Below are 20,445 nucleotides of genomic sequence, written 5' to 3' on the forward strand. Positions count from 1 at the left end.
GTTCGCTGTTACTGGGGCCTCTTGGCTACGAAGGTGCCGGTTCCCATTCGGGAGCGGAGGGTTCCTTCGTCCTTCAGGCGTTGGTAGGCGCGGTCTACGGTCCCGACTCCTACGCCAGAGGCGTTGGCCATTTCTTCTCGATCTGGGACGCGCATGCCTGCCTGCCACCTGCCGCTCGCGATCTCGGCACGGATGAGGTCGGCCAACGTGTCCGCCTTCTGTCGGACGGGCGCGCTGACAGTCGGCCATTCGTCTGGAGAGAAGGGGGCCGGGACGCCGTTGTGCTTGCCGTTGTGTAGCGGCTCCTCGTCGCGGATCGCTGCCGCTTCTATGGCCAGGGCCTCCGGCCGCGTGACCTCCAGCCAGGACACGCTGGTGCGAGCAACAGACGGCCACCAAGGCTTGAAGAGGGCGTGCTGGATGAACCGCTTCTTCGGGTTCGTGGAGATCCCGACATAGAGGAGAGTGCCTTCGGCGTCGTAGAGCCGATACAGGGCGATCGGCACCTCGGCGCTCAGCCCGTCCCACTCGACTTCGATCGCGCGGACGACGCAGCTACCGAACTCGCGCTCAAGCGTCTTGTAGTAGATCCCCGGGCCGCCGCGGGGGCAACTGCCTGCGGTTCCCAAGTACCGCCAGGAGTCCATGCGCTTGGGGTAAATGCTGTCGATGATCGGCGGCGGGTTCGCCGTCTGCACCTCGGCGTACAGGCGGTAGAGCGCGGTGCGCTCCGATGTTTCGGGCATGGGATCCCTTCGGCTGGATAGACAGAGGTGTCCCCTTGGTGGCCGCGTGTGCTCACTGTCACACGCCGACCACGCCAAGGTAGCGCTCTAGAGCAATCTTAGCTACCCCGTCCGCAATGTCCGATCGGAAGGGTCATTGACCAGCGGAGATATGGAGCGGGTAGCGTTGCTCTAGATGACATCGTCCCTAAGGAGAGCTAGTGCCACGCACGCCCGGCGAGCCGCACAAGTACCGGGAGATCGCCGACGACCTGCGTAGGCGCATCCAGGTAGGCGAATTCAGAGAGGGCAAGCTGCCCTCGGAGCGAAAGCTCCTCGAACAGTACGAGGCGACCGCGAAGTCGCTCATGACCGTGCGCCAGGCGCTCGGCGTGCTCCGCGATGAAGGGCTGGTGGAGTCGCGAGTGGGCTCCGGCTGGTTTGTCGCAGAGTGGCGGCCCATCGTCCGTAACGCCCTCAAGCGGCTCTCGGCTACCCAGTGGGGCGAGGGGCGTTCCATGTGGGATGTCGACATTGATGACCGGCTCCTTGAGGTCGTGGGTCAGACGCAAGTCGAGCTCATCAACGCTCCAGAGGATGTGGCTCGCGCCCTCGATATGGACGTGGATGCGCGCGTGTGGAAACGGGATCGGCGCTATGCCGTAGACCGTGAGGTCGTCATGCGCGCGACCTCGTACATCCCGGACGACCTCGCCCACAACACTCGGATCACGGAAAGCGACTCCGGGCCGGGGGGAACCTATGCCCGACTGCGCGAGGCTGGGCACGGGCCCGTGAAGTTCCGCGAGCAGGTGCGCTGTCGGCTGGCAACGCCGGCCGAGGTCGACGACCTGCATCTGGCAGCCGGTGCTCCGGTGATTGAGCAGCACCGGTCGGCGATGCGTGCGGATGGCCGTGTCGTCGAGATCAACCGAATGGTTCTGGACGCTTCGAGATTCCTCCTCGTATACGACTTCCCAGCCTGACCTGCTGCTTTGGCCCTCACCCTGCGGAGTGGGGGCCATTTTTTGTGCCCGAATATAGATCGTCATGCTCTAGAGCTATTGATTGCTCTGTAGCAGTCTGCTTCTATCTAGGTGTCCACCCCAGTCGACCGCAGGGGAGCACCCAGTGACGTCTGCTTCTGTCGCCCCCACGGGCGACTACCTGACCACCGGAGAGGCCGCCAAGCGCATCGGCGGCACTCCGCAGCACGTGCGAGAACTGATCAAGTCCGGCCGTCTGGAAGCGATCGACATCGCCAAGGGCAACGGCCGCCCGCGCTTCCGAATTGCTGAAGCGGCGCTCGCCGAGTTCCTGCGCGCGGCGCGGGTGACCCCGGAAGGCGACACGAGGCGCGGGGGAGCCATCCGAATCCCCGAGGCTGCCGTCCTGGCGTACCTCGACTTCGACGCCTCGGAGGTGGCCTAGCCATGAGCGCCACCGCAACCCCCACCGCCCCGCTGTCCGACGCCGCCCGTGCCGCCCTCCACCGCCTGGAGCGTGCGTTCGCCGACCGCAGCGTGAACGACGTCCTCGCCCACGAGGCCGGCAGCTACGTCCGCCGGACCGAGGCCGTCAACAAGGCTGTGGTCCAGTACGAGATCGCCGCCGCGACGGTGGACCGCCTGACCGCGATGGACGCCCGCGACATGGCGCCCGCGCAGTTCGACTCCCTCGCCGAGGCGCAGAAGCGCATGGCCCAGGCGCGCGCCACCCTGGCCGCCGCCGGCCAGCTGCACCTGGTGGTGTCGTGATGGCGCGTCTGCCTTTGACTGCGGATGACCGGGCGGCTGCCCGTGTCGCGGCGGATGCGTTGGCCGCTTCCCGGCTGGTGGATCTGTCGGATCCGCGCGCTGTGGCCCGCGGGTTCGATGACCTGCAGGCGACGGTTGCCGTGCTGCTGAAGGTTCTCGGCTACGCCGAGGGCGGTGCACGGCTGTGAAGACCGCAACCCCGACCCCGCGGATGCCGGTCGAGTTCTCCGACGACCTGGACCGCGCCCTGTGGCGTGAGACGACCCGGCAGGTCCCGGACGCCGAGCGCTCCACCTGCCCCGTGCACCTGGACTGGCGGTCGCACTGCCGCGACCTGCACGTCCGGCGCCCCGCGGCCTGAGCCGCCCCATACCGCCGCCGCGCGGCCGTCAACTCTCCCCTGTCCCGCGCGGCGGCACCCACCTCCCAACCCGATCAACCCGAGAAGGGCCGATGACCTATGTCTCCGTTCGTTCTGTCCGATGCCGATCTCGCCGCCACCGAGCTGGGCCGTAAGCGCCGCGCGACCACGACGGTCGCCGACGCGACGATCGCCGCCCTGTTCGCCGACTACGCCGACGCCCGGGCGGCCGGCCGTCACGACGTGGCGCAGCTGGTCCTCGACCACGCCTACGCCATCGACCCCGCCCTCGTCGACGAACTCGCCGGCTTCGACTACCCGGCCGCCGCCTGACCGGCCATCCACCCATTCGCCGACCCGAGAGGACTTCCAATGGCCGCGCACAAGACCACCGTCTCCCACAAGCAGCGCCACTCGAAGGCTGGCACCTACCACGTCACCTGCTGGTGCAGCTGGGTCAGCTACGGCCACGACACCCGCAGCGCCGCCGAGGCACACGGCAGGCAGCACGAAGCAGCCCGCAACCGCTGACCGGCTGCCCGATCCGACCGACACCGATACGAGTAGAGGAGCTAGATCATGGTCTATCGCGAGATCGACCCGGACGACTTCGCCGCCTTCGGCGCCGTCCGCAGGGGGCAGCAGCCGCAGCACTGCGGGCGGGCTGCCAGGTACGAGGACTCCGGCATCTGGGAGTGCTCGAGCCCCCGATGTGACGCCTACGCGATGAGCGACCGTCCCGGCGGCCCCGTCCAGTGGACGGAGTCGCGGTGATGCACACCGGCAGCGCTGACGAGCTGCGCGCGAAGACGGCCCGCTCGCAGGAGATCGGCCGCCAGATCGCCGCCCTGCTGAACGAGGCCGAGCAGCTCGCGCCGGGCGCGGTCGCCGCGCAGGTGCTGGGACTCGGGTTCACGATCCGGCGCCACGGCAGTGGCTTCGTCGCGGTCGAGGGGCGGTGATCGGGATGCGCGAGTTCGTTGCGATGGCTCTCGTCGGCCTGGTGGTCGTGAACGCCGTCTACTTCCTCGGCGCGCCGCCGCTGGTTGCGGTCGTTGTGGCCTTCCTCGCCGCCGTCACCGTCTCGGCCGTCCTCGGTCGGCGGGCCAGGGCGGGGGAGGGCGACTGATGGGCCTCCTCAACTCCGACATCGGCAAGCCCTGCCGGGCGTGCGGCCACCCGATTACCCGCGAGGACCCGGCCGTGTACCTGAAGGACCGCGGCGTCCGCGTCCACAAGAGCCACACCACCGACCCGAAGTCCGGGCTCTACCGCGAGCCCACGAAGCGCTTCCACCTCTGACCGCCATCCACTGATCAAGGAAGGACCGCATCCGCCATGACTGCCAGCCCGCCGAAGGTGAACGGCCACGCACGGCCGCCCGCCCCGCCTGTGCTGGGGGACTGGCAGCCCATCGAGGCCACCCCCACCCAGGCCGACACCCCCACACCCGCCGAGCCTGCGCCGGCCGAAGCGCCCGAAAGTGACCTGGTGGCGCAGGCCAAGGCCGAAGCGATCCGCGCCCAGGCGTGGGCGGACGCCGAAGCGAAGCGGATTGCCGCCGAGGCTGAAGCCGAAGGCGTTCGCATCAAGGCCGACGGTGAGGCGAAGGCCGCCGAGATCCTTGCCGTCGAACAGGCTGAGGCGCTCCGTCTGGAGAACGAGAAGCAGACCCTGACCCTGCAGCGCAACCAACTCCGCTTCCGCCGCGAGGAAGTCGAACAACTCGCGAAGATCGAGAAAGCGGAGAAGGACCGCGAGGACATCGAGCGCGCCCGCGAAACCGACCGCCGACAGGCCGCAGAGCAGCAGCAGGCCGAAGTCGAGGAGCAGGAGAAGAAGCAGAAGTCCGAGAAGTCGTGGCGCCGTGCGGCCAAGAGCTTCTACGGCATGTGCCAGCTTGTCGCGCTTCCGGTGCAGACCCATGCGTTCTGGCTCCCGTCCGCGCCGTGGCTTCTCGTTGCCCCGGTGATGCTGGAGAGCGGTGCGCTGGTCGTGCAGCGCGGCGCCCGAGCGGCAGTCGACGATCATCGCCCGCACTGGCACTACCGGCTGATCTCGTGGTGCCTCGCCGCGATCGCAGCCTCGGTCAATCTGGCCCACGGTCTGACCGCGTTCGACCCGGCGACTGCGATCAGTACGGCGTTCGCGTCGCTCGCCGGCCCCGGCGTGTACGACCTGTACGAGCACGGCCGCATCCGCAAGCGGGACGGTGCGCTGACCCGGCGTGAGCGCAAGGCGCAGGAGAAGGCGATCAAGGCGGAGGCCGCGGCAAAGGCCGAAGCCGATCTGCGCGAGGCCGAGCGGCAGGCGTACCGCGAGAAGGCCGCCCGTCAGGCAGCCGCGACCCTCGACGAGGCGCGCCGAACGGAGTTCCCCGACGTCCACCGGCACGCTCTGAAGCTGGCCGCGGACCTCGGCGAGACGGTCATCACCGAGGCCATCTGGAAGCGCGCCAAGCTCGACGTCGACGGGGCGCTGCCCGGCGAGTCTGCGGACATCTTCCGCATGCGCAATGCGGCCGAGATGAGGGTCGAAGCGGCCCGCCAGAAGAAGCCTGTCGCCACCCTCAGCAAGACCACGAATGCGCAGCGTGGGATCCAAACACCTCGTTCTTCGTACAAGCCGGTTCCTCCCGTCCGGAAGCCCGGCGACACACCCCGCTACAACCGCGCTGCCGGCCGCGCGCACGGCGAACTTCTGCGCCGCTCGAAGGCCGCCCAGAACACCAGCCCGAACGACAACTAACCCACCCCACCGGAGAGAAGAAATGACCATCACACTTCGTCAGTTCGCCGTTTCGGGCAGTGCGGCCTTCGCCCTCCTCGGAGGCGCCGCAGCGATCACCCTCGCCGACTCGCCGACCGCTTCCGCCGAGACCCAGACCGTCGCGCACCGCGCCGTCACCGCCCCCGTGACCCTGCCGGACGGGCGGACAATGCGGATCACCGGCATGGGCGGCTACGGCCACCAGGCCACCGCCGCGCACGTTGCAACCGTCGCTGCGTTCAAGACCGACACCACGCCGGGCACTGCCGGGATCACCAACGGGCTCACCCCCGACGGCGGCACCGGCGCCCAACTGCAGAACCCGTACAACACCGGGCAGGTCCCGGCCGGATACAACCAGCAGGTCGTCACCCAGGCCGGAGGCGGATACATCGCCGTCGGTGCCACCGCGATCCTCGTCCTCGGCATCATCGTCTTCTTCAAGGTCAAGCACGGCCACATCAAGGCCTTCGACGCGACCCTCGTCGCCCTGCTCGGCATCTCCCTCGCCGGAACCGTCGTCGGCACCATGGGCCACCAGATGACCAACTCCCTCGTCGGCTCCCTCAGCGGAGTCCTCGGCGGCCTGTAGCCACCCACCCGCGGGGCCCAACCCGGGCCCCGCCCCCGCCCAAGAAAGGACCAGGCCAGTGGCCACCGAAGTACAGGCCGACGCGATCGAACAGCAGCCCGCCGAGCAGCCGACCGACAAGGAGACAAAGGAGCCGACCCGCGGCGACCGGATGAAAGCCGCGTTCGCCGAACAGCGCAAGCACGCCGGCGCCCGCGTCAAGGACTGGCTCGCCACCGGCGACCTCGACCACGTCGACATCATCCAGCACGCCACCGACCGGAAGCAGCGCAAGCACGACAACCGCCTCGCCCAGCAGCAGCGGATCGTCGCCGAAGCTCATGCCCGCTTCCACGCGGCCAAAGCGCAGGCCGAGACCAGCGAGAACGGCGCCAACCCCGGCGCCCTCGCCAGCCTCGCCGGCCGGGTCGCCGCCGAGGAGGCCAAGCTGGCGTCCCTCCAGGCCATGCCCGTCCTGCCGCCCACCGACCGCGAGATCAGCAACGCCCGGCACGGAAAGAAGGCTGCCCGCGCCGGCATGCTCTTCGGCGGAGGCATCGCCTCGCTGCCGCTGCTCGGGACCGCCATCGAGCAGGCCGTCACCGGGCAGCCGCTCATCATCGCCGCGATCGGTGCCGGAGCGTCCTGGGGTTGGTACGTGCTTTCCCGCCCGTTCGTCGCCCGCGGCAGCGAGCCGGCAGGTGAGGCCCCTTTCGTCCCGACCCCGGCCACGTTTCTGGCGGATCCGGCCGGGGGAGCGACGCCGATCGTCGGCGGAAACGTGTTCATGTCCGTCGAGCAGCTGCCCGAAGGGGCCAAGCCGTTCCCGCTGCGCAACGCGCGGACGCCGCAGCAGCTCGCTGAATGCGTCCTGCTGGCGATGGTCGCCGAGAACGTACCGGTCGTCGAAGTGTCGGACGTGCAGCGGCAGCCGTGGGGCTGGCAGTGCACCGTCCGAGTCGGCGAAGGCACCCCCGAGGCGATCATCGACAAGAGTGGTGACCTGGAGACCAAGTTCGACCTGCCTACCAACGGGGTCCGGCCGCAGCCTCTCAAGGCTCGTCGGGCGTGCGCCGTGCTGCGGCTCGTCGAAGGCAACCCGTTCGCCACGGCTCCCGGTCTGCCGTACCGCGCCCCCAAGTCCTTGTCGATCACTGACAGGTTCCGTGTCGGGACTTCCGTCGGCGGGGACCCGCTGGAGCTGTCGCTGGCCGGCGTCATGGGCCTGTGGGTGGCGGCGTCCGGCGGCGGCAAGACCGGCATTCTGCAGGCCCTCGCCGAAGGTGTGACCGCCTGCCACGACAACATCACCATCGACCTCGACCCCTTCGGCGACGGCCTGGAAGATCTCGGCGACGCCGTCAGGATCACCGCCCGCACCAACGAACAGATCGAAGCCGTCCTGCTGTTCCTCTGGGTTATGGCCAAGGGGCGGGCCCGACTGCGGGCCAAGCTCGGCATGGGCAAGAAGTGGAAGGCCAGCCCCGAGCGTCCCGCCGTCACGGTCTTCTTCGACGAGCTTCCGAAGAGCAGCCCGCTGGCCAAGCGTCTGTACAACGACCTGCTGCTCGTCGGCCGCAAGGAACTGATCGTCGTCCAGGCTGCCTCGCAGGGAGGCCAGAGCAGTTACCTCGGGGCGAACGTCGCCCAGATGATCGCCCTCACGGCGATCGGCCCGTGCAAGGTCGAGGACACTCGATCCGTATTCGGTGACGGCTCCGTCAAGGAGGGATACCTCCCCCACAAGCTGTCCCCGGCCACGGCCACCGACCCCAAGGATGCCGGCCACATCTTCATCCAGGGCGTGCCTGGCATGGCTGACGAGCCGATCGAGTACGCCATCCATGAGGCGCCGTCCGCGGTGCTGCGGCAGCTCGCCGAGGAACGCCTGGCCGCCGGACTGCTCGACCCGGACCAGGACAGCCTCGACGCGATGCGGGGTGTGGACCTGCCCGAGTACGTCCTGCCCGAGTACGACAAGGACGGCGACCTCAAGAAGCCGGCCCCGGTCGAGCTCCTCACGTGGGAGCAGCTGCTGAAGCTGTGCGGTGCCGAGCCGCCGGCGGGGGTGGAGCTCACCGACGGTCCTGCCAGGGCTGCGGTCGAGGACTCGGTGGCGGTCATGGAGAAGGCTGGCGTCGACCGGATGACGACGGAGACGGCGTTCGCCGCCATCCAGCAATACGACCCCGACACCTACGGCGAGATGACTGTCGACGAGTTCAAGGCGCTGATGAGTCAGGCGGGCGTGGGCATGCCTGTTCAGCTCGGAGCCATGGGCGACAAGAAGAACCCGCGGGGCTACAAGCTTGATCGACTTCGTGCCGCCCTCTGACTGATTCATCCCGTTATGTCTGCTGGTCAACGCGTGCTAGCGACCTGGTCAGCAGGAGGAACCGCAGGTCACAGCGGCTATCGGCTCTGGTCGCGCTCTGGTCGGGCGCCGGTCATAGCAGCGGCATAGCGGCGCTCATAGCGGCTGTGACCTGGGGCGATGCTCGCAGACCAGCCCTGACCAGGGTTCACAAACCACAACAAACGCGACAGGAGATCAACTATGGCAGGACAGTGCTGGCAGCCCGGCGACTGGAAGAAGTTCGAGAAGCAGGCCGAGTTCGGCAAGCCCTACTACGTGGTCCGCGACCAGGCCACCAACCTCGCCCCCTACGAGGACAAGCAGCTGTACGCCGTCCACGTATTCACCGAGCGCGCCCCGATCACCGGCCACAAGTCCACCGCGGGCGGCACCACGGCCGGCGCCCTCTGCCGGAACCAGGGGCCCGTCTACGACGCGCCGCCCCGCGGCATGCGCAACATCGCCGACCGAGCCCCGCAGGTTGCCGGACCGCTCGGCAGCAACGACTACGAGGGCGTCCTCGACGAGGCCGAACTCCGCGGCCTGGAGAAGCAGGTCGCCCAGGGCAGCAACCCCCGCACCCGCCGTCGCATCGGCGGCTGGCGCGTCTGATGTGCGAGCACTGCGGCAAGAGCGCCGCCACCCACTGCAAGCACTGCCAGTGCTGCAACCCGAAAGAGGTTGAGCACCCCGACTCGTGCCCCGTACAGAAACGCCGCGAGCGCCGACGTTCGGCCTGGTGCGCCTGACACCGATCAAGGAGAAGCCTATGTCCGACTTCCAGCCCGGCGACAAGGTCACCGTGACCAATCCCGCGCAGCCGACGAACCACAAGGTTGGCGATTCCGGCGTTGTCGTCGACGTCGGAAGTGTCGCGGGGATGAAGGTCATCCAGATCCAGAACGACCGGGACGGCTCACTGCAGGCCGTGTACCCGCAAGAGATCGCCAAGAGCTGAGAGAAGGAGACCCGAATGCCCACGCGCCAGGAACTGCTCGCGCTCGCCGCGAACACCGAGAACCTGATCGCCAAGCTCGCCGAGCCCGACGAGTTCCAACTCGCACAGCGGGACCGGATCGTCACCGCTGCCTTCGCCGCCGGAATCACCCACGCGGAGATCACGGCCGCACGGCAGACCGCGCAGTAGCCGAGCCGGGGCGCCCCTCGAATGCCTGGAAGCGACCAGGGGCGCCCCTTCCACCCACCACGCGCGAACGCGCAGAAGGCAATGCCCACATGACCACGATCACCGCCCCCGCGGCAAGTCCGCCGACCGCGGCCCCTGTTCTCGACCTTTCAGCCCGACTTGCTCTGACCGACGCGCTCATGGCGGAGCGCTGCAACATGGCGCGCCTCGCCATCGACGTCAATACCGCCCGCATCCCCGCCGCCGACCCGATCCCCGAGATCACCGCACCGCCGAAACTCACCCCGACGCTGTCACCGTGCCCCTACAAGACGCCGCTCGCCGCAGTCCTGTGGCGGGCCCGGATCCGGCTCGAGCGGGACGGCTGGTGCACCGGCCATCTGCGCGACGACGCCCGCGGCTGCCTGATCGGCCACATCCGCGCCGAAGCGAGCAGCCGAGGCCAAGCCGACGACGCCTGCTCCCTGCTCCTCGAAGCCATCCGCCGCGACTTCCCGACCGCCACCACCGTCCCGTCCTGGAACGACGCCCAACGCGACCCGCGCCTCCCCGCCCGCTACCTCGAACGGGCCGCCGAACTCGCACACGCACAACTCATCTGATGAAAGGACAAGCCTTGGGAATCAGCATCAGTCACGGGGCGAAGGGACCCAAGTCCGCCCTCACCATCAGCAACCTTGGCCAGCAACTCGCCCACGTTCTCACCGCCAGCGAATGGCGGGAGATCAACGACCTATTCGGCGGCGGCTTCGCGGATATCGCCCGCATCCCGCCCACTGAGGCCGAACGAATCGGCGACCTCCTCCACAAAGCCGCCCGCCACCGCCTCATGCCCACCAACTGGGCCGACCTCGCCACCGACATCGGCGACGCAGCCCACCGCGCCGCCACAGCCCGCCAGAACTGGAAGTGGACCTGATGCCCAACCGCAACCAACTTCGCGAGACCGCCATCAACCTCCTCGTCGAGTCAGACAAGAAGGAACGAGCCGGCGAAGCCGTCGGCGACCACTACCGCACTCAGGTGCAGCCCGCAGTCGACGCCGCCCTCGCTGCCGGATGCAGCTGCTCCGACATCCATAGCGAAGCCACGCGCCGGTTCGGGCAGTGGCTCATCGACAACGCCGGACGCTAGCCGGAAACGCCAGGGCCCCGACCGGATTCCTCGGCCGGGGCCTTGGTCTTGGGTACGGCGCGGGCCATCCACCGATCATCGGTGAGCATCCGCGGCGGCATCAACGTCTCCAGTCCGAGGGACAGCAGCAGATGGAAGCCGGCCGTCGTCTCCGCCTCGTCGTCGCCCTGCACGGTGAACCTCAGCGCCATACCCCGAGTGTGCCGGGCGGGGTGGGGGAGCGGGGCGGGAATCGGGAAGGCGGCTATTCGCCGTACAGCTCGGCGCGGAGCCGGAGTTCCTCGACTGTCAGGTCCTCGCCGTACAGGTATGCGTCTCGCACGGTGCGGGCGTCCTCGGGCGGCTCGAACGCGCGGTGCGTGCGTACTTGCTGGTCTGGGTCGTGGCCGCGCGGGAGGTCGCAGCCTTTGTGTCCCCAGTAGACGCGGCACGGCTGGCTCACGGTGTGGGCTCCTCGTCCGGGCGCGCTGGGCCCGCGCCGGGGTCGATGAGGTCGGCAGCCAGCTTCGCTCCCAAAGTGACGGCATAGGTGTAGTCGTAAGACGAGTTGTCCCCGTCCCCGACGTAGTCAAGGGCCCACATCCGCTGCTGCTCAGCCAGTTCGTGCGCGAACGCGTCGATCAGCGCCTTCCGTTTCTGTGGCCCGTGACCGGAGAACGTCAGGTAGTGGTCCAGCTCATCGCGCGCGCTCATCCGCTGGTCTCCTCGCCGCTCGCCGGGCGCTTGGGCTCGTCGGTCCTCTTTCCGCTGGTGCGCCCTTCGGCGATCTGCTGGGCGCGTGCCCGGCTGAGCCCTAGCTCTTTGCCGACTTCGGCGTGGCTCATGCCTTCGTCGCGCATCTCCTTGACGGCTCCTTGGCGGATCTCGCGGAGCCAGTGCTGTAGCTCGGGGATGGCCTGGAGGGCGACGCCGACAGCTTTGGCGCGTTGGGTCGGATCGCCCTGTTCGGCGAGGTGCTTGAGGTTCTCGAAGGGGCTCGGCGGTGTGGTCATGGATTAAGTGTAAGGGGTGGGTTGACATGGCGTAAGGGGTCCCCGTACAGTGGAGTTATCGCCAAGGACGACAGGCCAGGGGAGACGGCAATGGCATCGATCGAAAAGACCACCGACGCGGACGTCATCCGCGCCTTCGAGGCAAAGGCTGACGAGGTCGCCAAGGCCAACGGCTGGACCATCGCCCGCGCCGAGACCGTGATGCTGCGCTACCTCCGCGACACGAGCCCCGCTGAGGCCGCCACCGTCGCCGCCGCACTCCAGACCCGGACCGCAGCAGCAGCGGAAGCGATCGCCGCCAAAAGCCTCATGGGGCGCCTCGTGAAGGTGACCCCGGAACTGACCGGCCTGAGCGGAGCACGCCCGTACCTGCTCCGCATCACCCGGGTAGACGTGGTCAGCGCCACGTCGGGCCTGGTCCACGTGCACGGCGACAAGGTGCGCCTGGACGGCACCCCCTCCCGAGAGAAGCGGCCCGCGAAGGCGGCGACGTTCATGCCTGGCTGGCAGGAGCGGCTGGAGATCGTCGACCAGCCCGCCAGCCGCTGACCCGCCACCGCCCGGCCTTTCGGGGCCGGGCACCACCACCGCACCGCACCAAGGGGGACCCGTGATCCGCTCGAACCGCAGCCGCCGCGCCACGTTGAAGGCCCGCGCCCGCACCAACCGCGCCGCCTCGCGCATCGCCCGCCGCGGCACCGGCACCCTCGCCTCCCACTGCATGGCCGCCGGCCTCGCCCCGCGCGAAGCCCGCTCCGTCGCCGGAACCCTCCGCAAGACCGCCGCCAAGCTCGGCATCACCGGGACCCCCGCCCGCATCCACGCCGGACGCCACATGCGCGACGACTGCCGCCGATACACCCGCGTCGAAGTTGCGGTCATCGCCCTCAACTACAAACCGCGAAAGCCGGCCTACAAGCTCGCCGCCGCCCGCCTCGCACTCGCCGCGTAAGGAGACTCATCCCATGCAGGAACTCGCCCACCGCCAGCAGCCGGCTGGCCCGATCGTCTGGGTCCTCTCCACCGGCGAAGACCACGAAGGCGGCGAAGTCCTCGGCGTGTACGCCACCAAGGACGCCGCGAAAGGCCCGTTCGTCGAGGCCGCCCGCCGTATCCCGTTCGACCTCGACAAGGCGTGGCAGGACGAGGAGAGCGGCGCTGTGCACGCGCACGGCGGCTGCGACTGGGTCTCCCTGGAACCGCACCCGCTCATCACCAGCGCGCAGCTCGCCTGAGCCGCCGTTGCCCGCCTCGCCGCCACCTACGCCTGAGGAGCCCTCGCCATGCGCACTTACGCCACTGCCCAGCTGATAGGCGACCGCTCTCACCAGTGTGATGCCACCGCCGTGTCGACCGCGCCGTCCGGGGCCCGCGCCTACGTTCTCCTCGACGGCATCGGCTCCAACGACGACGTCCGGGACTGGACCCGTGCCGCGGCGCGTCGTCTCGCCCGGGCGGCTGCTCGCCGCGGTGACGCGGAGGCCGGCCTGCGCGCCGTGTACGACGCCTACGCCGCCAACCCCGACCGGCAGGGGCCGTGGGCGCGGATGCCGGAAGCGTGCGCGGTTGTCGCCGTCACCGCCCCCGGAAAGCCCCTCACGGTTGCCTGGTGTGGTGACGCCCGCGCCTACCTCCTCGTCCGCGGCAACCTGCACCGGCTCACCGACGATCACAACCTGCGGCGCGTCTTCCGGGGCAACCGCAACATCATCACGTCCTGCCTCGGCAACGCCGAGACCGACGACGAGGTGAAGAACCGGTACGGGCACCCGGCGATCGAATCCGTGACCCGCTATCCGGAAGACTGCCGGCTCCTCCTCGCTTCCGACGGCGCGTATGAGCCGCTCGAAGACTCGGGCCGGAACCTCGCCGACTACCTCATCGGCGACCCCCGCGAGACCGCACGCGACTTCGTCCAGGCCGCGATCGACCACGCAGGCCCGCACATCGACAACGCCACCGTCCTCATCGCCGACCTCCGCCCCACCAGCTGACGAAAGAGAGCCCCATGCCCAACCCCGAGTTCGAACGCGAAGTCGCCTACATCGGCGGCCCCTGGGACGGCCAAACCCGATGGGAGCCGAAAGCGTTCTGGCCGCCCTCGAACCAGATGCCGAGCGGAGAGCGCGGCCTCACCGGCGCGTGGCCGGACGCGTGGCCTGCCGACGAGCCCCGCTACATGCCCGAGATCGTCCAGGGTGAGAACGGCTGCCAGGTCCGCTACGTGTGGGCCGCGCCGGACGACCAGCACGCCCCGGCCCTGATCCCGCGGCCGGAGTCCATCAAGGACTACAGCGACTACGACGACTACGACGAGGAGCCCTGGTGACCGCCCGCCCGCTGCTCGACGGCCCGACCGACCCCGCCCCTGTCCCGCCGCTGGTCGAGCCCCGGCAGCACGCCCGGGACGACGACCCCCGCACCTGCGCCCTGTACGACCGGGCGTGGGACGCCAACGACTACGACATCCACCGAGACGAGGACTGAACCATGAGCGCACGAGATGACCTGTACAACTACGCGGATGACGCCCATCTTGGCGGCGAATACCTCGACGAGTTGCTCGACCGCGTCGAGAAGGAGGCAGCCGCAAGGGCACTCTCCGACGCTGTCGAGACGGCGCGCGGCGAGTACCTCACCGACGCCACCGGTGACGAGACCGACGAGGCGTACAACCGTGGTGTCGCCGACGTCATCGCCGCGATCGACGCCCTCAAGGCGTAGCCGATGACCTCCGACCCGCCCGTCATCCCGTCGGGCCCGATCGACCGCGAACCCGTCGACTACCGGCCGCACGCCGAGCAGGAGACCATCCTCCGAGCCACGCTCACCGCGGCCGGGGTTGAGCTCGGCGCCTACGACGAACGCATCGTGCAGTGGCTCGCCGGATGGGGCTGGGGGACGGTCGCCGTCATCGCATCCTGGATCGGGCGGGCCGCAGACAAGGAGACGACATGAGGAAGCCCGTCCCGTACTTCTGGTTCATGACCATCCAGACTCCCAACGCCGCCGGATTCCGGCTCAACTCCTACCAAGGCGTTATGACACCCGTGCCCGGCTCAACGCGGCTTAGCCTTTTCAACGAGATCCGGGCGGAGATCGACGAGAAGGATCCGCTGGCCGTTGGCGGTGTGGCGATCGCCTTCGATATCCAGCCCAACGAGCTGTAGATGATCCGAACCGCGCAGGGCCCGCTCCCGCTCCCACCGGGGGCGGGCTTCGGCGTGTGCGAGGCCCGGACGGGTGTCACGGCGGGGCGCATACTGGCCGCATGGCCCTGCTCGACCCTCCCGAGTTGCGTCGCCTCCGGGACTTCCTGGAGGCGCTGCCGCATTGCCCGCACGGCTGCCACTTCAGCCGCGTGTACAACAGCCCGACGCTCCGCGTCCCGACGGCCGACGACACGCTCGATGACCAGGTCGGCGAGATCATCGAACGGTACGGGCGCGAAGCCGCCGGGATGCTGCAGCGGCACCTCGCCGAGGACCACCGCATGGACGTGGTCCCCAAAGGGGCGGGCCGGCTGCTCCACGCGCTCCTCAACCCGCCGCCGCAGAGCGGGCCGCCGTACACGCACGACGTGACGCCACGCCCCTGCGAGGAGTGCGCGGCGGCCGGTGACCCGGAGTGCCGTGACGGGCTGCTGTACCGCGACGGCGGCCCGGAACTCGACTACGCCGACGTGTACGTGGGACGGTGCGCGCACGCCTGCCATCGAGTGCAGCCGTCCTTCACGATCACGGAGGTTGAGTGGTGAGCGTCTAAACCCCGATCGGTGACGGTATCGCCCTGTGCCTGCACCCGAACAGCACCAGCACCACCCGCTGGATCCCGCCCCGACGCGTCCGCGTGCGCAAGCAGGTCGGGCGCCGACGGTGGAGGCTGCGGTCCCGCTGGGTGGCCGGGTACTGGCTGCTGGAGCAGTCGTGCCCGGATTGCCCACAGCGGGCCGTTTTCTGGTCCGTCGGTGACCATCCGGCCGCCGAAACCCGCATGCCGCCGTGGCTGCTGCACGTCGGGCCGGAGGGCGAGCGATGAGCATCGCACCCTTGGACGACCCGGCTTACGAGCCGAAGCACCCACCGGTCGGCGGCCGCATCCCGGACGTGGTGGCGAAGTGGGGTCCGCGCTCGCAACTGCGCTGGTTCCGGCGCTTCCGTGACCAACTCACCGCCTACTGGGACTCCTACGACTACTACTCGGAGACCGAGCACCACCGCGGGGGTTGCTGCGACTCCTGCATGGAGGACGCCGCCGCAGGCTACGAGGATCTGCCCGACGTCTGCTGCTGCTACGCCTTGCGCGACGAGAAGCAGGGGCAGCGGTGACGGACACGGACCGCATGCTGGCGTGGCTGCGGGAGGCCGTGACTCCGCCCACGCGTATCGCGCGGGCTTCCTGGATCGCTGACTAGGTAGCGTCGCAGAGGACCAGCCCGGCCCTGTTGAGGACGTTCAATGCGCCGACGTGATCCGCGTTCGCGGTGAAACGGCACGCCGTGCACTCGAACTTGCTTTGGGTGACGCGGTTCTCCTTCGCGACGTGCCCGCATTCGGGGCAGGTGCGGGAGGTGTTGCGAGGGTCCACAGCGATCACGGTCCGACCGGCACTTTCAGCCTTGTTGGCGAGGATCGCGAGGAACACCCCCCAACCCGCGTCAAGGATCGATCGGTTGAGGCCGGACTTGGCGGCGGCGCCGTTCGGCAGGAATGCGCCGGGCGTCTCGGGGTCGGGCTTGGGCGCCGGCGTTTTGGTCATGCCCGCAGTGTTGAGCCGCTCGTGCGCAATCACGTCGTAGTCACGGACGAGGGCGAGGGCGGTCTTGTGGGCGTAATCAAGGCGCTGGCGCTGGATCCTGGCGTGGATCTTGGCGACCTTCCGCGCGGCGGCCCGGTGCGCCTTGGTCCGCCGTTTGGTGCGCTTGGGGAACGTCGCCAGATGCCGTTGCGCCTCGGCGAGCTCCTCGGCTGCGGCTTCGAGGAACCGGGGGTTGGCGATATGTTCGCCGTCCGAGGTGGTCAGGAAGTGCGCGACGCCCATATCGACGCCGACTATCGCGCCGGTAGCCGGGAGTGGCGCTGCTGGTACCTCGTCACAGGCGAGGAACACATACCAGCGACTACCCTCTCGCGTTACGCTGATCGTCTTCACGCGCCCCTTCACAGGCCGATGCTGGTGCACTCGGATGTGTCCGACGCCCTTGAAGTACACGCGAGCCACGGGATCATGTCGGGTGGAGTCCCAGCGGCAACCGTCCCCATCTTTTGGAAACTCGACCGTGTCGAAGCGGCTGACCCCTTTGAACCGCGGGTATCCGGGTTTCTGACCTGCCTTAACTCGCCGATAGAACGCCCTGAATGCCTTCTCAAGGCGCCTCAAGGTGGACTGTTGTGAGCTGCAAGACCACCGGCCTTGACCGTCTGGGTCTGCCCTTCGTATCTCGGTGAGCTGAGGTTGCTGCGTGTAGTAGCTCGTTGCGATGCGCCGCGTGCGCCAAGCCGTGCGCCGTTCTTCGAGGGCGGCGTTGTAGAGCTGGCGGTGGTCTTCGAGCATCGCGGCAAGCGATGCCACCTGCCGGGCGGTGGGGCGCAACAGGAACTTGTAAGTCCGATGCACATCCACCCCCTCAATTCACAGTGACTATGAATAGTGTACCAGCCCTTACCATGCTGACTATGAATATCGACGAGATGGCGACGACCGAGCAGGCGGCCGACCTGCTCGGGATCAAGAAGGAGTCGGTATACCTGTACGTGCGACGCGTCAAAGGGTTCCCGCAGCCGATCAAAGTCGGCCGCACGCTGCTCTTTGATCGGAGCGCACTCACGGCTTGGCGTCGCGATCATCCAGCGCGCAAGCGGCAGCACCCGCGCTGATCCGCTCACCCCGGCGTTGTCACGCACGGTGTGCACAATGGGCGCAAGACCCTCATGCGCCCCGGGAGGCCCCACGGTGTCCGATGGCAACGACTCCCCACACGACACGCCCCCCTGCATCTGCTGCGGCCGACCCCTGTATGGCCAAGCCACCCGCACCGCCTGCCACGGCTGCGAACGCCGCATCGGGGAACGCCTCGCCGGCATCGCCGAGTACTACACCCAACTGCCTCGCTTCCTCATGCCGGAACGCACCGGAGAGACCAGCACGCGCACTGTCCCCGGCTCGCGGATGCCGCTCAACGTCCAGGTACTCAACCTCCTCGGCCCCGGGGGAGTAGCCGACATGCTCGGCAAGCAAGAAGACGAGTGGCGCGACGCATTGCAATGGTCGCCTCGGGAATGGCACGGCAACGCCGCACAAACCCTCCCCAAGGTGCTGGAGTTCCTCGGCAACAACCTGCTGTGGGCATGCGCCAGCTACGAGTACATCGACGACCTCGACCGAGACCTGGCCCAGCTCTACGGAGAGTCCAAGGAGATCGTCACCGGGAAGAAACGCCGCACCATCCGAGTCGGATGCCTTGCCGCCTACGACGACGGCACTGTATGCGGCGCCGCAATGCGAATAGACGTCTGGGCCACCTCAGCCAAGTGCCGCACGTGCGGCGCCCGATACACGCGCGAGAACTGGCTGAGCATGTACCAAGAACAGACGCAGACCCTAGCCGCCTGATGATCCTTGCGGTATAGGGTCGCTCTCTGTCACAATCGCCCCCAGTAGAACAGCTATGCCCACGAACCCCCGGCACCCATCGGCGCCGGGGGTTTCGTCGTTCCTGGGGGTGAGCGTGGACCTCTGGCACCTGTATCCCGAGGATCTGATCCCCGCATCGAAAGCCGCGCAGATAGCAGGGGTGTCCGAGGCGGCCATACGCCAATGGGCCACCCGCGGGAAGATCCGCCGCTTCCCCGGGCGCCGCCGCGCCGACGGAACCCTGTACGCCCGGCCGGAGATCGAGGCATTGGTCGCAGCCCGCGACGAACACGCGCACGCCGCCTGAACTCACGCCAGCTCGGACACCGGAACGGGGGGTGCCGCGATGCTTCGTCGTCTCGCTGCTGTGGCTGTCGCGGTCGCCGCGCTGATGGGCGTCAACGCTACGCCGGCCCGTGCCGCGGGCCACACGCCCGGCTTCCACTACCTGTGGTCCGACTCGATGAACACCCCGGTCAAGCTGGGTGGCTTCTCCGACTGCGGGCACAACACGGACACGGCGCGGGCGTACTGCGGTGGCCTGTCGGGCAGCATGCGGGCGAACTGGTGGGCGTACCCGAGCAGCTGGCCGGACACGGCGAAGAGCGGGCAGCTCGGCGTCTACGCGGTGGGCGGCATGTATCACCCGGAGGACACGGTGTGGGTGGCGCCCTCCCCGTGGGGTGACGGGCAGATGCATATCCGCATGTACCGGCCGCGGTCTGGTGGCGACGTCCACTCCGCGACCGTCGTGCCGAAGCGGGCGATGGGTCTCAAGTACGGGCGGTACGTGATCCGCGAGCGGGTCTCCCACGTCGGGCGCGGGTTCAAGTCGGCGCAGCTGCTTTGGCCCGTGTCGGGCGGAGGATGCTCGGAGATCGACTTCCCCGAGTCGTCGCATGACCAGTCGCCGTCGGCGTTCGACCACCCGGCGAACTGCGGTGGCCAGGACGCGTTCGACTCCCGCGCCTCGTGGGGGAGCTGGCATACCTACTCGACGGCCTGGTCGCCGTCGTCCGTGACTTTCGCGATCGACGGCAAGGTCATCGGCACCAGCAGGCACTCGCCGAACGTCGCCATGGACTGGGACATCCAGAACGAGTCGTCGCTGGATGGCGAGCAGGCCGCGCCCGGCAGCTGGGACCAGATCGACATCACGTATGTCGAAGTCGACACCTGGTCCTGACCCGAGTTTCCCGCCGTGAGCCGCCCACTCGCTCGCGGCCGGCGAGACCGCCCGCCCCGAGGGTGGCGGGCCGCTCGCGGGCCCGGCACGCACCCGGGCCCGCGAGAACAACCCTCAACACCCTCGGAGGCGTCATGCAGCACCACACCGTCCAGCAGATCGACCGAGGCCCCCGCGCTGGGAAATGGATCTACACCGGCGGCAACGACCGCATGGGCCGCTACGCCGAATGCTGCTCCGAGGCATGGCTGGAGATGCTTCAGACGCCCGCCGATGAACGCGACGCGTCCCCAACGTGGGAGCGGATCGGCCACGACACAGCCGACGAGGCATACGCCCACATGCGGGCCGTCCTCCTCGACAAGCTGCGCCTCGACACCCAGTACATGGACTGGGCAGGTTGCCGGGCACCGGTCGGGGACGGCCGCTGTGACACCCCGACGAAGCAGGGCGCCGACATCCGGCCCATGTACTTCCGTGAGCCGCTGTGCGACGAACACCGCACCCGCGAGACCGTCGAAACGATGTGGCAGGGGCCCGGCGACTGGTCCGGCTCCTGGTGACCACCCGCAGCCTCGACGAGTGGCGTGCCGTCGACGCCCCGTTCGCGCTTAACGACTGGGAGCCGCTTCCCGGCCGCTGCTCCCGCTGCGGCCAGCCCGCCTGGCTGGGGGAGACCCGCTGGTGGCATGACCTCGAACCGTGCCAGTCCCGCGGACGCGGCGCCGAATTCCTGCCCGACCCCCGCTGACCCCTGCTGCCCGGACTTCACCCACGCTGCCGCCGGGCAGCAGGCCACCCTCACCCTCACCCC

Annotated in this window: 43 protein-coding genes; 37 read left to right on the forward strand and 6 right to left on the reverse strand. The window is 68.7% G+C overall.

Annotated elements, in window-relative coordinates:
• Positions 1–8: 8 nt before the first annotated feature.
• The gene (locus ABT186_RS01850; RefSeq protein WP_351923020.1) at positions 9–746 is read right to left on the reverse strand and encodes a GntR family transcriptional regulator; all 738 of its coding nucleotides are present in this window, start codon (positions 744–746) and stop codon (positions 9–11) included.
• Between the two features lie 200 nt (positions 747–946).
• On the opposite strand from ABT186_RS01850, the gene ABT186_RS01855 reads away from it, so the two are divergent.
• From ABT186_RS01855 to ABT186_RS01950, 20 genes are all read left to right on the forward strand, one after another.
• Complete coding sequence (locus tag ABT186_RS01855) at positions 947–1,711, forward strand: GntR family transcriptional regulator (protein ID WP_351923022.1); 765 nt, start codon at positions 947–949, stop codon at positions 1,709–1,711.
• Positions 1,712–1,856: 145 nt separating this feature from the next.
• Positions 1,857–2,156, forward strand: coding sequence for a helix-turn-helix domain-containing protein (locus ABT186_RS01860; RefSeq protein WP_351923023.1), 300 nt, complete (start codon positions 1,857–1,859; stop codon positions 2,154–2,156).
• A gap of 2 nt (positions 2,157–2,158) precedes the next feature.
• Positions 2,159–2,482 carry a hypothetical protein gene (locus ABT186_RS01865; RefSeq protein WP_351923025.1) on the forward strand — a complete coding sequence of 108 codons (324 nt, stop codon included), beginning with the start codon at positions 2,159–2,161 and terminating at the stop codon, positions 2,480–2,482.
• Entirely contained in the window at positions 2,482–2,670 is a 189-nt protein-coding gene (locus tag ABT186_RS01870; protein ID WP_351923027.1) for a hypothetical protein, read from the forward strand. The genes ABT186_RS01865 and ABT186_RS01870 overlap by 1 nt, the downstream gene beginning before the upstream one ends.
• Positions 2,667–2,843 (forward strand): hypothetical protein, encoded by a 177-nt coding sequence (locus ABT186_RS01875; protein WP_351923029.1) that lies wholly within the window; start codon positions 2,667–2,669, stop codon positions 2,841–2,843. The genes ABT186_RS01870 and ABT186_RS01875 overlap by 4 nt, the downstream gene beginning before the upstream one ends.
• A gap of 99 nt (positions 2,844–2,942) precedes the next feature.
• On the forward strand, positions 2,943–3,176 hold the full coding sequence (locus ABT186_RS01880) for a hypothetical protein (RefSeq protein ID WP_351923031.1): 234 nt from the start codon (positions 2,943–2,945) through the stop codon (positions 3,174–3,176).
• 39 nt (positions 3,177–3,215) lie between these two features.
• Entirely contained in the window at positions 3,216–3,374 is a 159-nt protein-coding gene (locus ABT186_RS01885) for a hypothetical protein (RefSeq protein WP_351923033.1), read from the forward strand.
• A gap of 48 nt (positions 3,375–3,422) precedes the next feature.
• Positions 3,423–3,617: a hypothetical protein gene (locus tag ABT186_RS01890; protein ID WP_351923034.1), complete on the forward strand. Its 195-nt coding sequence runs from the start codon at positions 3,423–3,425 to the stop codon at positions 3,615–3,617.
• Complete coding sequence (locus ABT186_RS01895) at positions 3,617–3,805, forward strand: hypothetical protein (protein WP_351923036.1); 189 nt, start codon at positions 3,617–3,619, stop codon at positions 3,803–3,805. Before ABT186_RS01890 ends, ABT186_RS01895 begins: the two co-directional genes overlap by 1 nt.
• A 5-nt stretch (positions 3,806–3,810) precedes the next feature.
• Positions 3,811–3,972 carry a hypothetical protein gene (locus ABT186_RS01900; RefSeq protein ID WP_351923038.1) on the forward strand — a complete coding sequence of 54 codons (162 nt, stop codon included), beginning with the start codon at positions 3,811–3,813 and terminating at the stop codon, positions 3,970–3,972.
• On the forward strand, positions 3,972–4,145 hold the full coding sequence (locus tag ABT186_RS01905) for a hypothetical protein (RefSeq protein ID WP_351923040.1): 174 nt from the start codon (positions 3,972–3,974) through the stop codon (positions 4,143–4,145). Before ABT186_RS01900 ends, ABT186_RS01905 begins: the two co-directional genes overlap by 1 nt.
• A 36-nt stretch (positions 4,146–4,181) precedes the next feature.
• Positions 4,182–5,591 carry a V-type ATP synthase subunit E family protein gene (locus ABT186_RS01910; protein ID WP_351923041.1) on the forward strand — a complete coding sequence of 470 codons (1,410 nt, stop codon included), beginning with the start codon at positions 4,182–4,184 and terminating at the stop codon, positions 5,589–5,591.
• Between the two features lie 22 nt (positions 5,592–5,613).
• A complete protein-coding gene (locus tag ABT186_RS01915; protein ID WP_351923043.1) occupies positions 5,614–6,204 on the forward strand; it encodes a hypothetical protein in 591 nt (196 codons plus the stop codon).
• A gap of 58 nt (positions 6,205–6,262) precedes the next feature.
• On the forward strand, positions 6,263–8,518 hold the full coding sequence (locus ABT186_RS01920) for a hypothetical protein (protein ID WP_351923045.1): 2,256 nt from the start codon (positions 6,263–6,265) through the stop codon (positions 8,516–8,518).
• A 222-nt stretch (positions 8,519–8,740) separates the two neighbouring features.
• Entirely contained in the window at positions 8,741–9,151 is a 411-nt protein-coding gene (locus ABT186_RS01925; protein ID WP_351923047.1) for a hypothetical protein, read from the forward strand.
• Positions 9,152–9,308: 157 nt separating this feature from the next.
• A complete protein-coding gene (locus ABT186_RS01930) occupies positions 9,309–9,497 on the forward strand; it encodes a hypothetical protein (RefSeq protein WP_351923049.1) in 189 nt (62 codons plus the stop codon).
• Positions 9,498–9,512: 15 nt separating this feature from the next.
• On the forward strand, positions 9,513–9,686 hold the full coding sequence (locus ABT186_RS01935) for a hypothetical protein (protein WP_351923051.1): 174 nt from the start codon (positions 9,513–9,515) through the stop codon (positions 9,684–9,686).
• 89 nt (positions 9,687–9,775) lie between these two features.
• Positions 9,776–10,288, forward strand: a complete 513-nt coding sequence (locus tag ABT186_RS01940) for a DUF6197 family protein (protein ID WP_351923053.1) — start codon at positions 9,776–9,778, stop codon at positions 10,286–10,288.
• A 14-nt stretch (positions 10,289–10,302) separates the two neighbouring features.
• Positions 10,303–10,605 carry a DUF7739 domain-containing protein gene (locus tag ABT186_RS01945; protein WP_351923055.1) on the forward strand — a complete coding sequence of 101 codons (303 nt, stop codon included), beginning with the start codon at positions 10,303–10,305 and terminating at the stop codon, positions 10,603–10,605.
• Complete coding sequence (locus ABT186_RS01950) at positions 10,605–10,820, forward strand: hypothetical protein (RefSeq protein ID WP_351923056.1); 216 nt, start codon at positions 10,605–10,607, stop codon at positions 10,818–10,820. The genes ABT186_RS01945 and ABT186_RS01950 overlap by 1 nt, the downstream gene beginning before the upstream one ends.
• On the opposite strand, the gene ABT186_RS01955 is transcribed toward ABT186_RS01950, so the two are convergent.
• The 4 genes from ABT186_RS01955 to ABT186_RS01970 are packed head-to-tail and all read right to left on the reverse strand — an operon-like array spanning position 10,817 to position 11,812.
• Entirely contained in the window at positions 10,817–11,011 is a 195-nt protein-coding gene (locus ABT186_RS01955) for a hypothetical protein (protein ID WP_351923058.1), read from the reverse strand. The two genes, ABT186_RS01950 and ABT186_RS01955, sit on opposite strands and share 4 nt — an antisense overlap.
• Positions 11,012–11,064: 53 nt before the next feature.
• The gene (locus ABT186_RS01960) at positions 11,065–11,262 is read right to left on the reverse strand and encodes a hypothetical protein (protein WP_351923060.1); all 198 of its coding nucleotides are present in this window, start codon (positions 11,260–11,262) and stop codon (positions 11,065–11,067) included.
• Positions 11,259–11,513, reverse strand: coding sequence for a hypothetical protein (locus ABT186_RS01965; RefSeq protein ID WP_351923062.1), 255 nt, complete (start codon positions 11,511–11,513; stop codon positions 11,259–11,261). Before ABT186_RS01965 ends, ABT186_RS01960 begins: the two co-directional genes overlap by 4 nt.
• Positions 11,510–11,812, reverse strand: coding sequence for a sigma-70 family RNA polymerase sigma factor (locus ABT186_RS01970; RefSeq protein WP_351923064.1), 303 nt, complete (start codon positions 11,810–11,812; stop codon positions 11,510–11,512). Before ABT186_RS01970 ends, ABT186_RS01965 begins: the two co-directional genes overlap by 4 nt.
• Before the next feature lie 90 nt (positions 11,813–11,902).
• Between ABT186_RS01970 and ABT186_RS01975 the strand changes: the two genes are divergently transcribed.
• The 11 genes from ABT186_RS01975 (at position 11,903) to ABT186_RS02025 (ending at position 16,140) form a co-directional block, all read left to right on the forward strand.
• Positions 11,903–12,361: a hypothetical protein gene (locus ABT186_RS01975; RefSeq protein ID WP_351923066.1), complete on the forward strand. Its 459-nt coding sequence runs from the start codon at positions 11,903–11,905 to the stop codon at positions 12,359–12,361.
• Positions 12,362–12,422: 61 nt separating this feature from the next.
• Positions 12,423–12,764, forward strand: coding sequence for a hypothetical protein (locus ABT186_RS01980; RefSeq protein WP_351923068.1), 342 nt, complete (start codon positions 12,423–12,425; stop codon positions 12,762–12,764).
• A gap of 13 nt (positions 12,765–12,777) precedes the next feature.
• Positions 12,778–13,047 (forward strand): hypothetical protein, encoded by a 270-nt coding sequence (locus tag ABT186_RS01985; protein ID WP_351923069.1) that lies wholly within the window; start codon positions 12,778–12,780, stop codon positions 13,045–13,047.
• 48 nt (positions 13,048–13,095) lie between these two features.
• Positions 13,096–13,806, forward strand: coding sequence for a PP2C family protein-serine/threonine phosphatase (locus tag ABT186_RS01990; RefSeq protein ID WP_351923071.1), 711 nt, complete (start codon positions 13,096–13,098; stop codon positions 13,804–13,806).
• Between the two features lie 14 nt (positions 13,807–13,820).
• Entirely contained in the window at positions 13,821–14,141 is a 321-nt protein-coding gene (locus ABT186_RS01995; RefSeq protein WP_351923073.1) for a hypothetical protein, read from the forward strand.
• Entirely contained in the window at positions 14,138–14,299 is a 162-nt protein-coding gene (locus tag ABT186_RS02000; protein WP_351923075.1) for a hypothetical protein, read from the forward strand. The genes ABT186_RS01995 and ABT186_RS02000 overlap by 4 nt, the downstream gene beginning before the upstream one ends.
• 3 nt (positions 14,300–14,302) lie before the next feature.
• The gene (locus tag ABT186_RS02005; RefSeq protein ID WP_351923077.1) at positions 14,303–14,536 is read left to right on the forward strand and encodes a hypothetical protein; all 234 of its coding nucleotides are present in this window, start codon (positions 14,303–14,305) and stop codon (positions 14,534–14,536) included.
• Between the two features lie 3 nt (positions 14,537–14,539).
• On the forward strand, positions 14,540–14,770 hold the full coding sequence (locus ABT186_RS02010; protein WP_351923079.1) for a hypothetical protein: 231 nt from the start codon (positions 14,540–14,542) through the stop codon (positions 14,768–14,770).
• The gene (locus tag ABT186_RS02015) at positions 14,767–14,982 is read left to right on the forward strand and encodes a hypothetical protein (protein ID WP_351923080.1); all 216 of its coding nucleotides are present in this window, start codon (positions 14,767–14,769) and stop codon (positions 14,980–14,982) included. Before ABT186_RS02010 ends, ABT186_RS02015 begins: the two co-directional genes overlap by 4 nt.
• Positions 14,983–15,083: 101 nt before the next feature.
• Positions 15,084–15,569, forward strand: a complete 486-nt coding sequence (locus ABT186_RS02020) for a hypothetical protein (protein WP_351923082.1) — start codon at positions 15,084–15,086, stop codon at positions 15,567–15,569.
• A 277-nt stretch (positions 15,570–15,846) separates the two neighbouring features.
• A complete protein-coding gene (locus tag ABT186_RS02025; protein ID WP_351923084.1) occupies positions 15,847–16,140 on the forward strand; it encodes a hypothetical protein in 294 nt (97 codons plus the stop codon).
• 82 nt (positions 16,141–16,222) lie between these two features.
• On the opposite strand, the gene ABT186_RS02030 is transcribed toward ABT186_RS02025, so the two are convergent.
• The gene (locus ABT186_RS02030; protein ID WP_351923086.1) at positions 16,223–17,428 is read right to left on the reverse strand and encodes an RNA-guided endonuclease InsQ/TnpB family protein; all 1,206 of its coding nucleotides are present in this window, start codon (positions 17,426–17,428) and stop codon (positions 16,223–16,225) included.
• A 59-nt stretch (positions 17,429–17,487) separates the two neighbouring features.
• Between ABT186_RS02030 and ABT186_RS02035 the strand changes: the two genes are divergently transcribed.
• From ABT186_RS02035 to ABT186_RS02060, 6 genes are all read left to right on the forward strand, one after another.
• Positions 17,488–17,688 (forward strand): helix-turn-helix transcriptional regulator, encoded by a 201-nt coding sequence (locus ABT186_RS02035; RefSeq protein WP_351923088.1) that lies wholly within the window; start codon positions 17,488–17,490, stop codon positions 17,686–17,688.
• A 76-nt stretch (positions 17,689–17,764) separates the two neighbouring features.
• Positions 17,765–18,424: a hypothetical protein gene (locus tag ABT186_RS02040; RefSeq protein ID WP_351923090.1), complete on the forward strand. Its 660-nt coding sequence runs from the start codon at positions 17,765–17,767 to the stop codon at positions 18,422–18,424.
• Positions 18,425–18,539: 115 nt separating this feature from the next.
• Positions 18,540–18,752, forward strand: a complete 213-nt coding sequence (locus ABT186_RS02045; RefSeq protein WP_351923092.1) for a hypothetical protein — start codon at positions 18,540–18,542, stop codon at positions 18,750–18,752.
• A 39-nt stretch (positions 18,753–18,791) separates the two neighbouring features.
• A complete protein-coding gene (locus ABT186_RS02050) occupies positions 18,792–19,631 on the forward strand; it encodes a glycoside hydrolase family 16 protein (protein WP_351923094.1) in 840 nt (279 codons plus the stop codon).
• Positions 19,632–19,765: 134 nt separating this feature from the next.
• Complete coding sequence (locus ABT186_RS02055) at positions 19,766–20,194, forward strand: hypothetical protein (protein WP_351923096.1); 429 nt, start codon at positions 19,766–19,768, stop codon at positions 20,192–20,194.
• Complete coding sequence (locus tag ABT186_RS02060) at positions 20,191–20,382, forward strand: hypothetical protein (protein WP_351923098.1); 192 nt, start codon at positions 20,191–20,193, stop codon at positions 20,380–20,382. Before ABT186_RS02055 ends, ABT186_RS02060 begins: the two co-directional genes overlap by 4 nt.
• The last annotated feature ends 63 nt before the right edge of the window (positions 20,383–20,445 follow it).

It is taken from the genome of Streptomyces sp. NPDC001634, from assembly GCF_040298185.1.
Classification (GTDB): domain Bacteria; phylum Actinomycetota; class Actinomycetes; order Streptomycetales; family Streptomycetaceae; genus Streptomyces.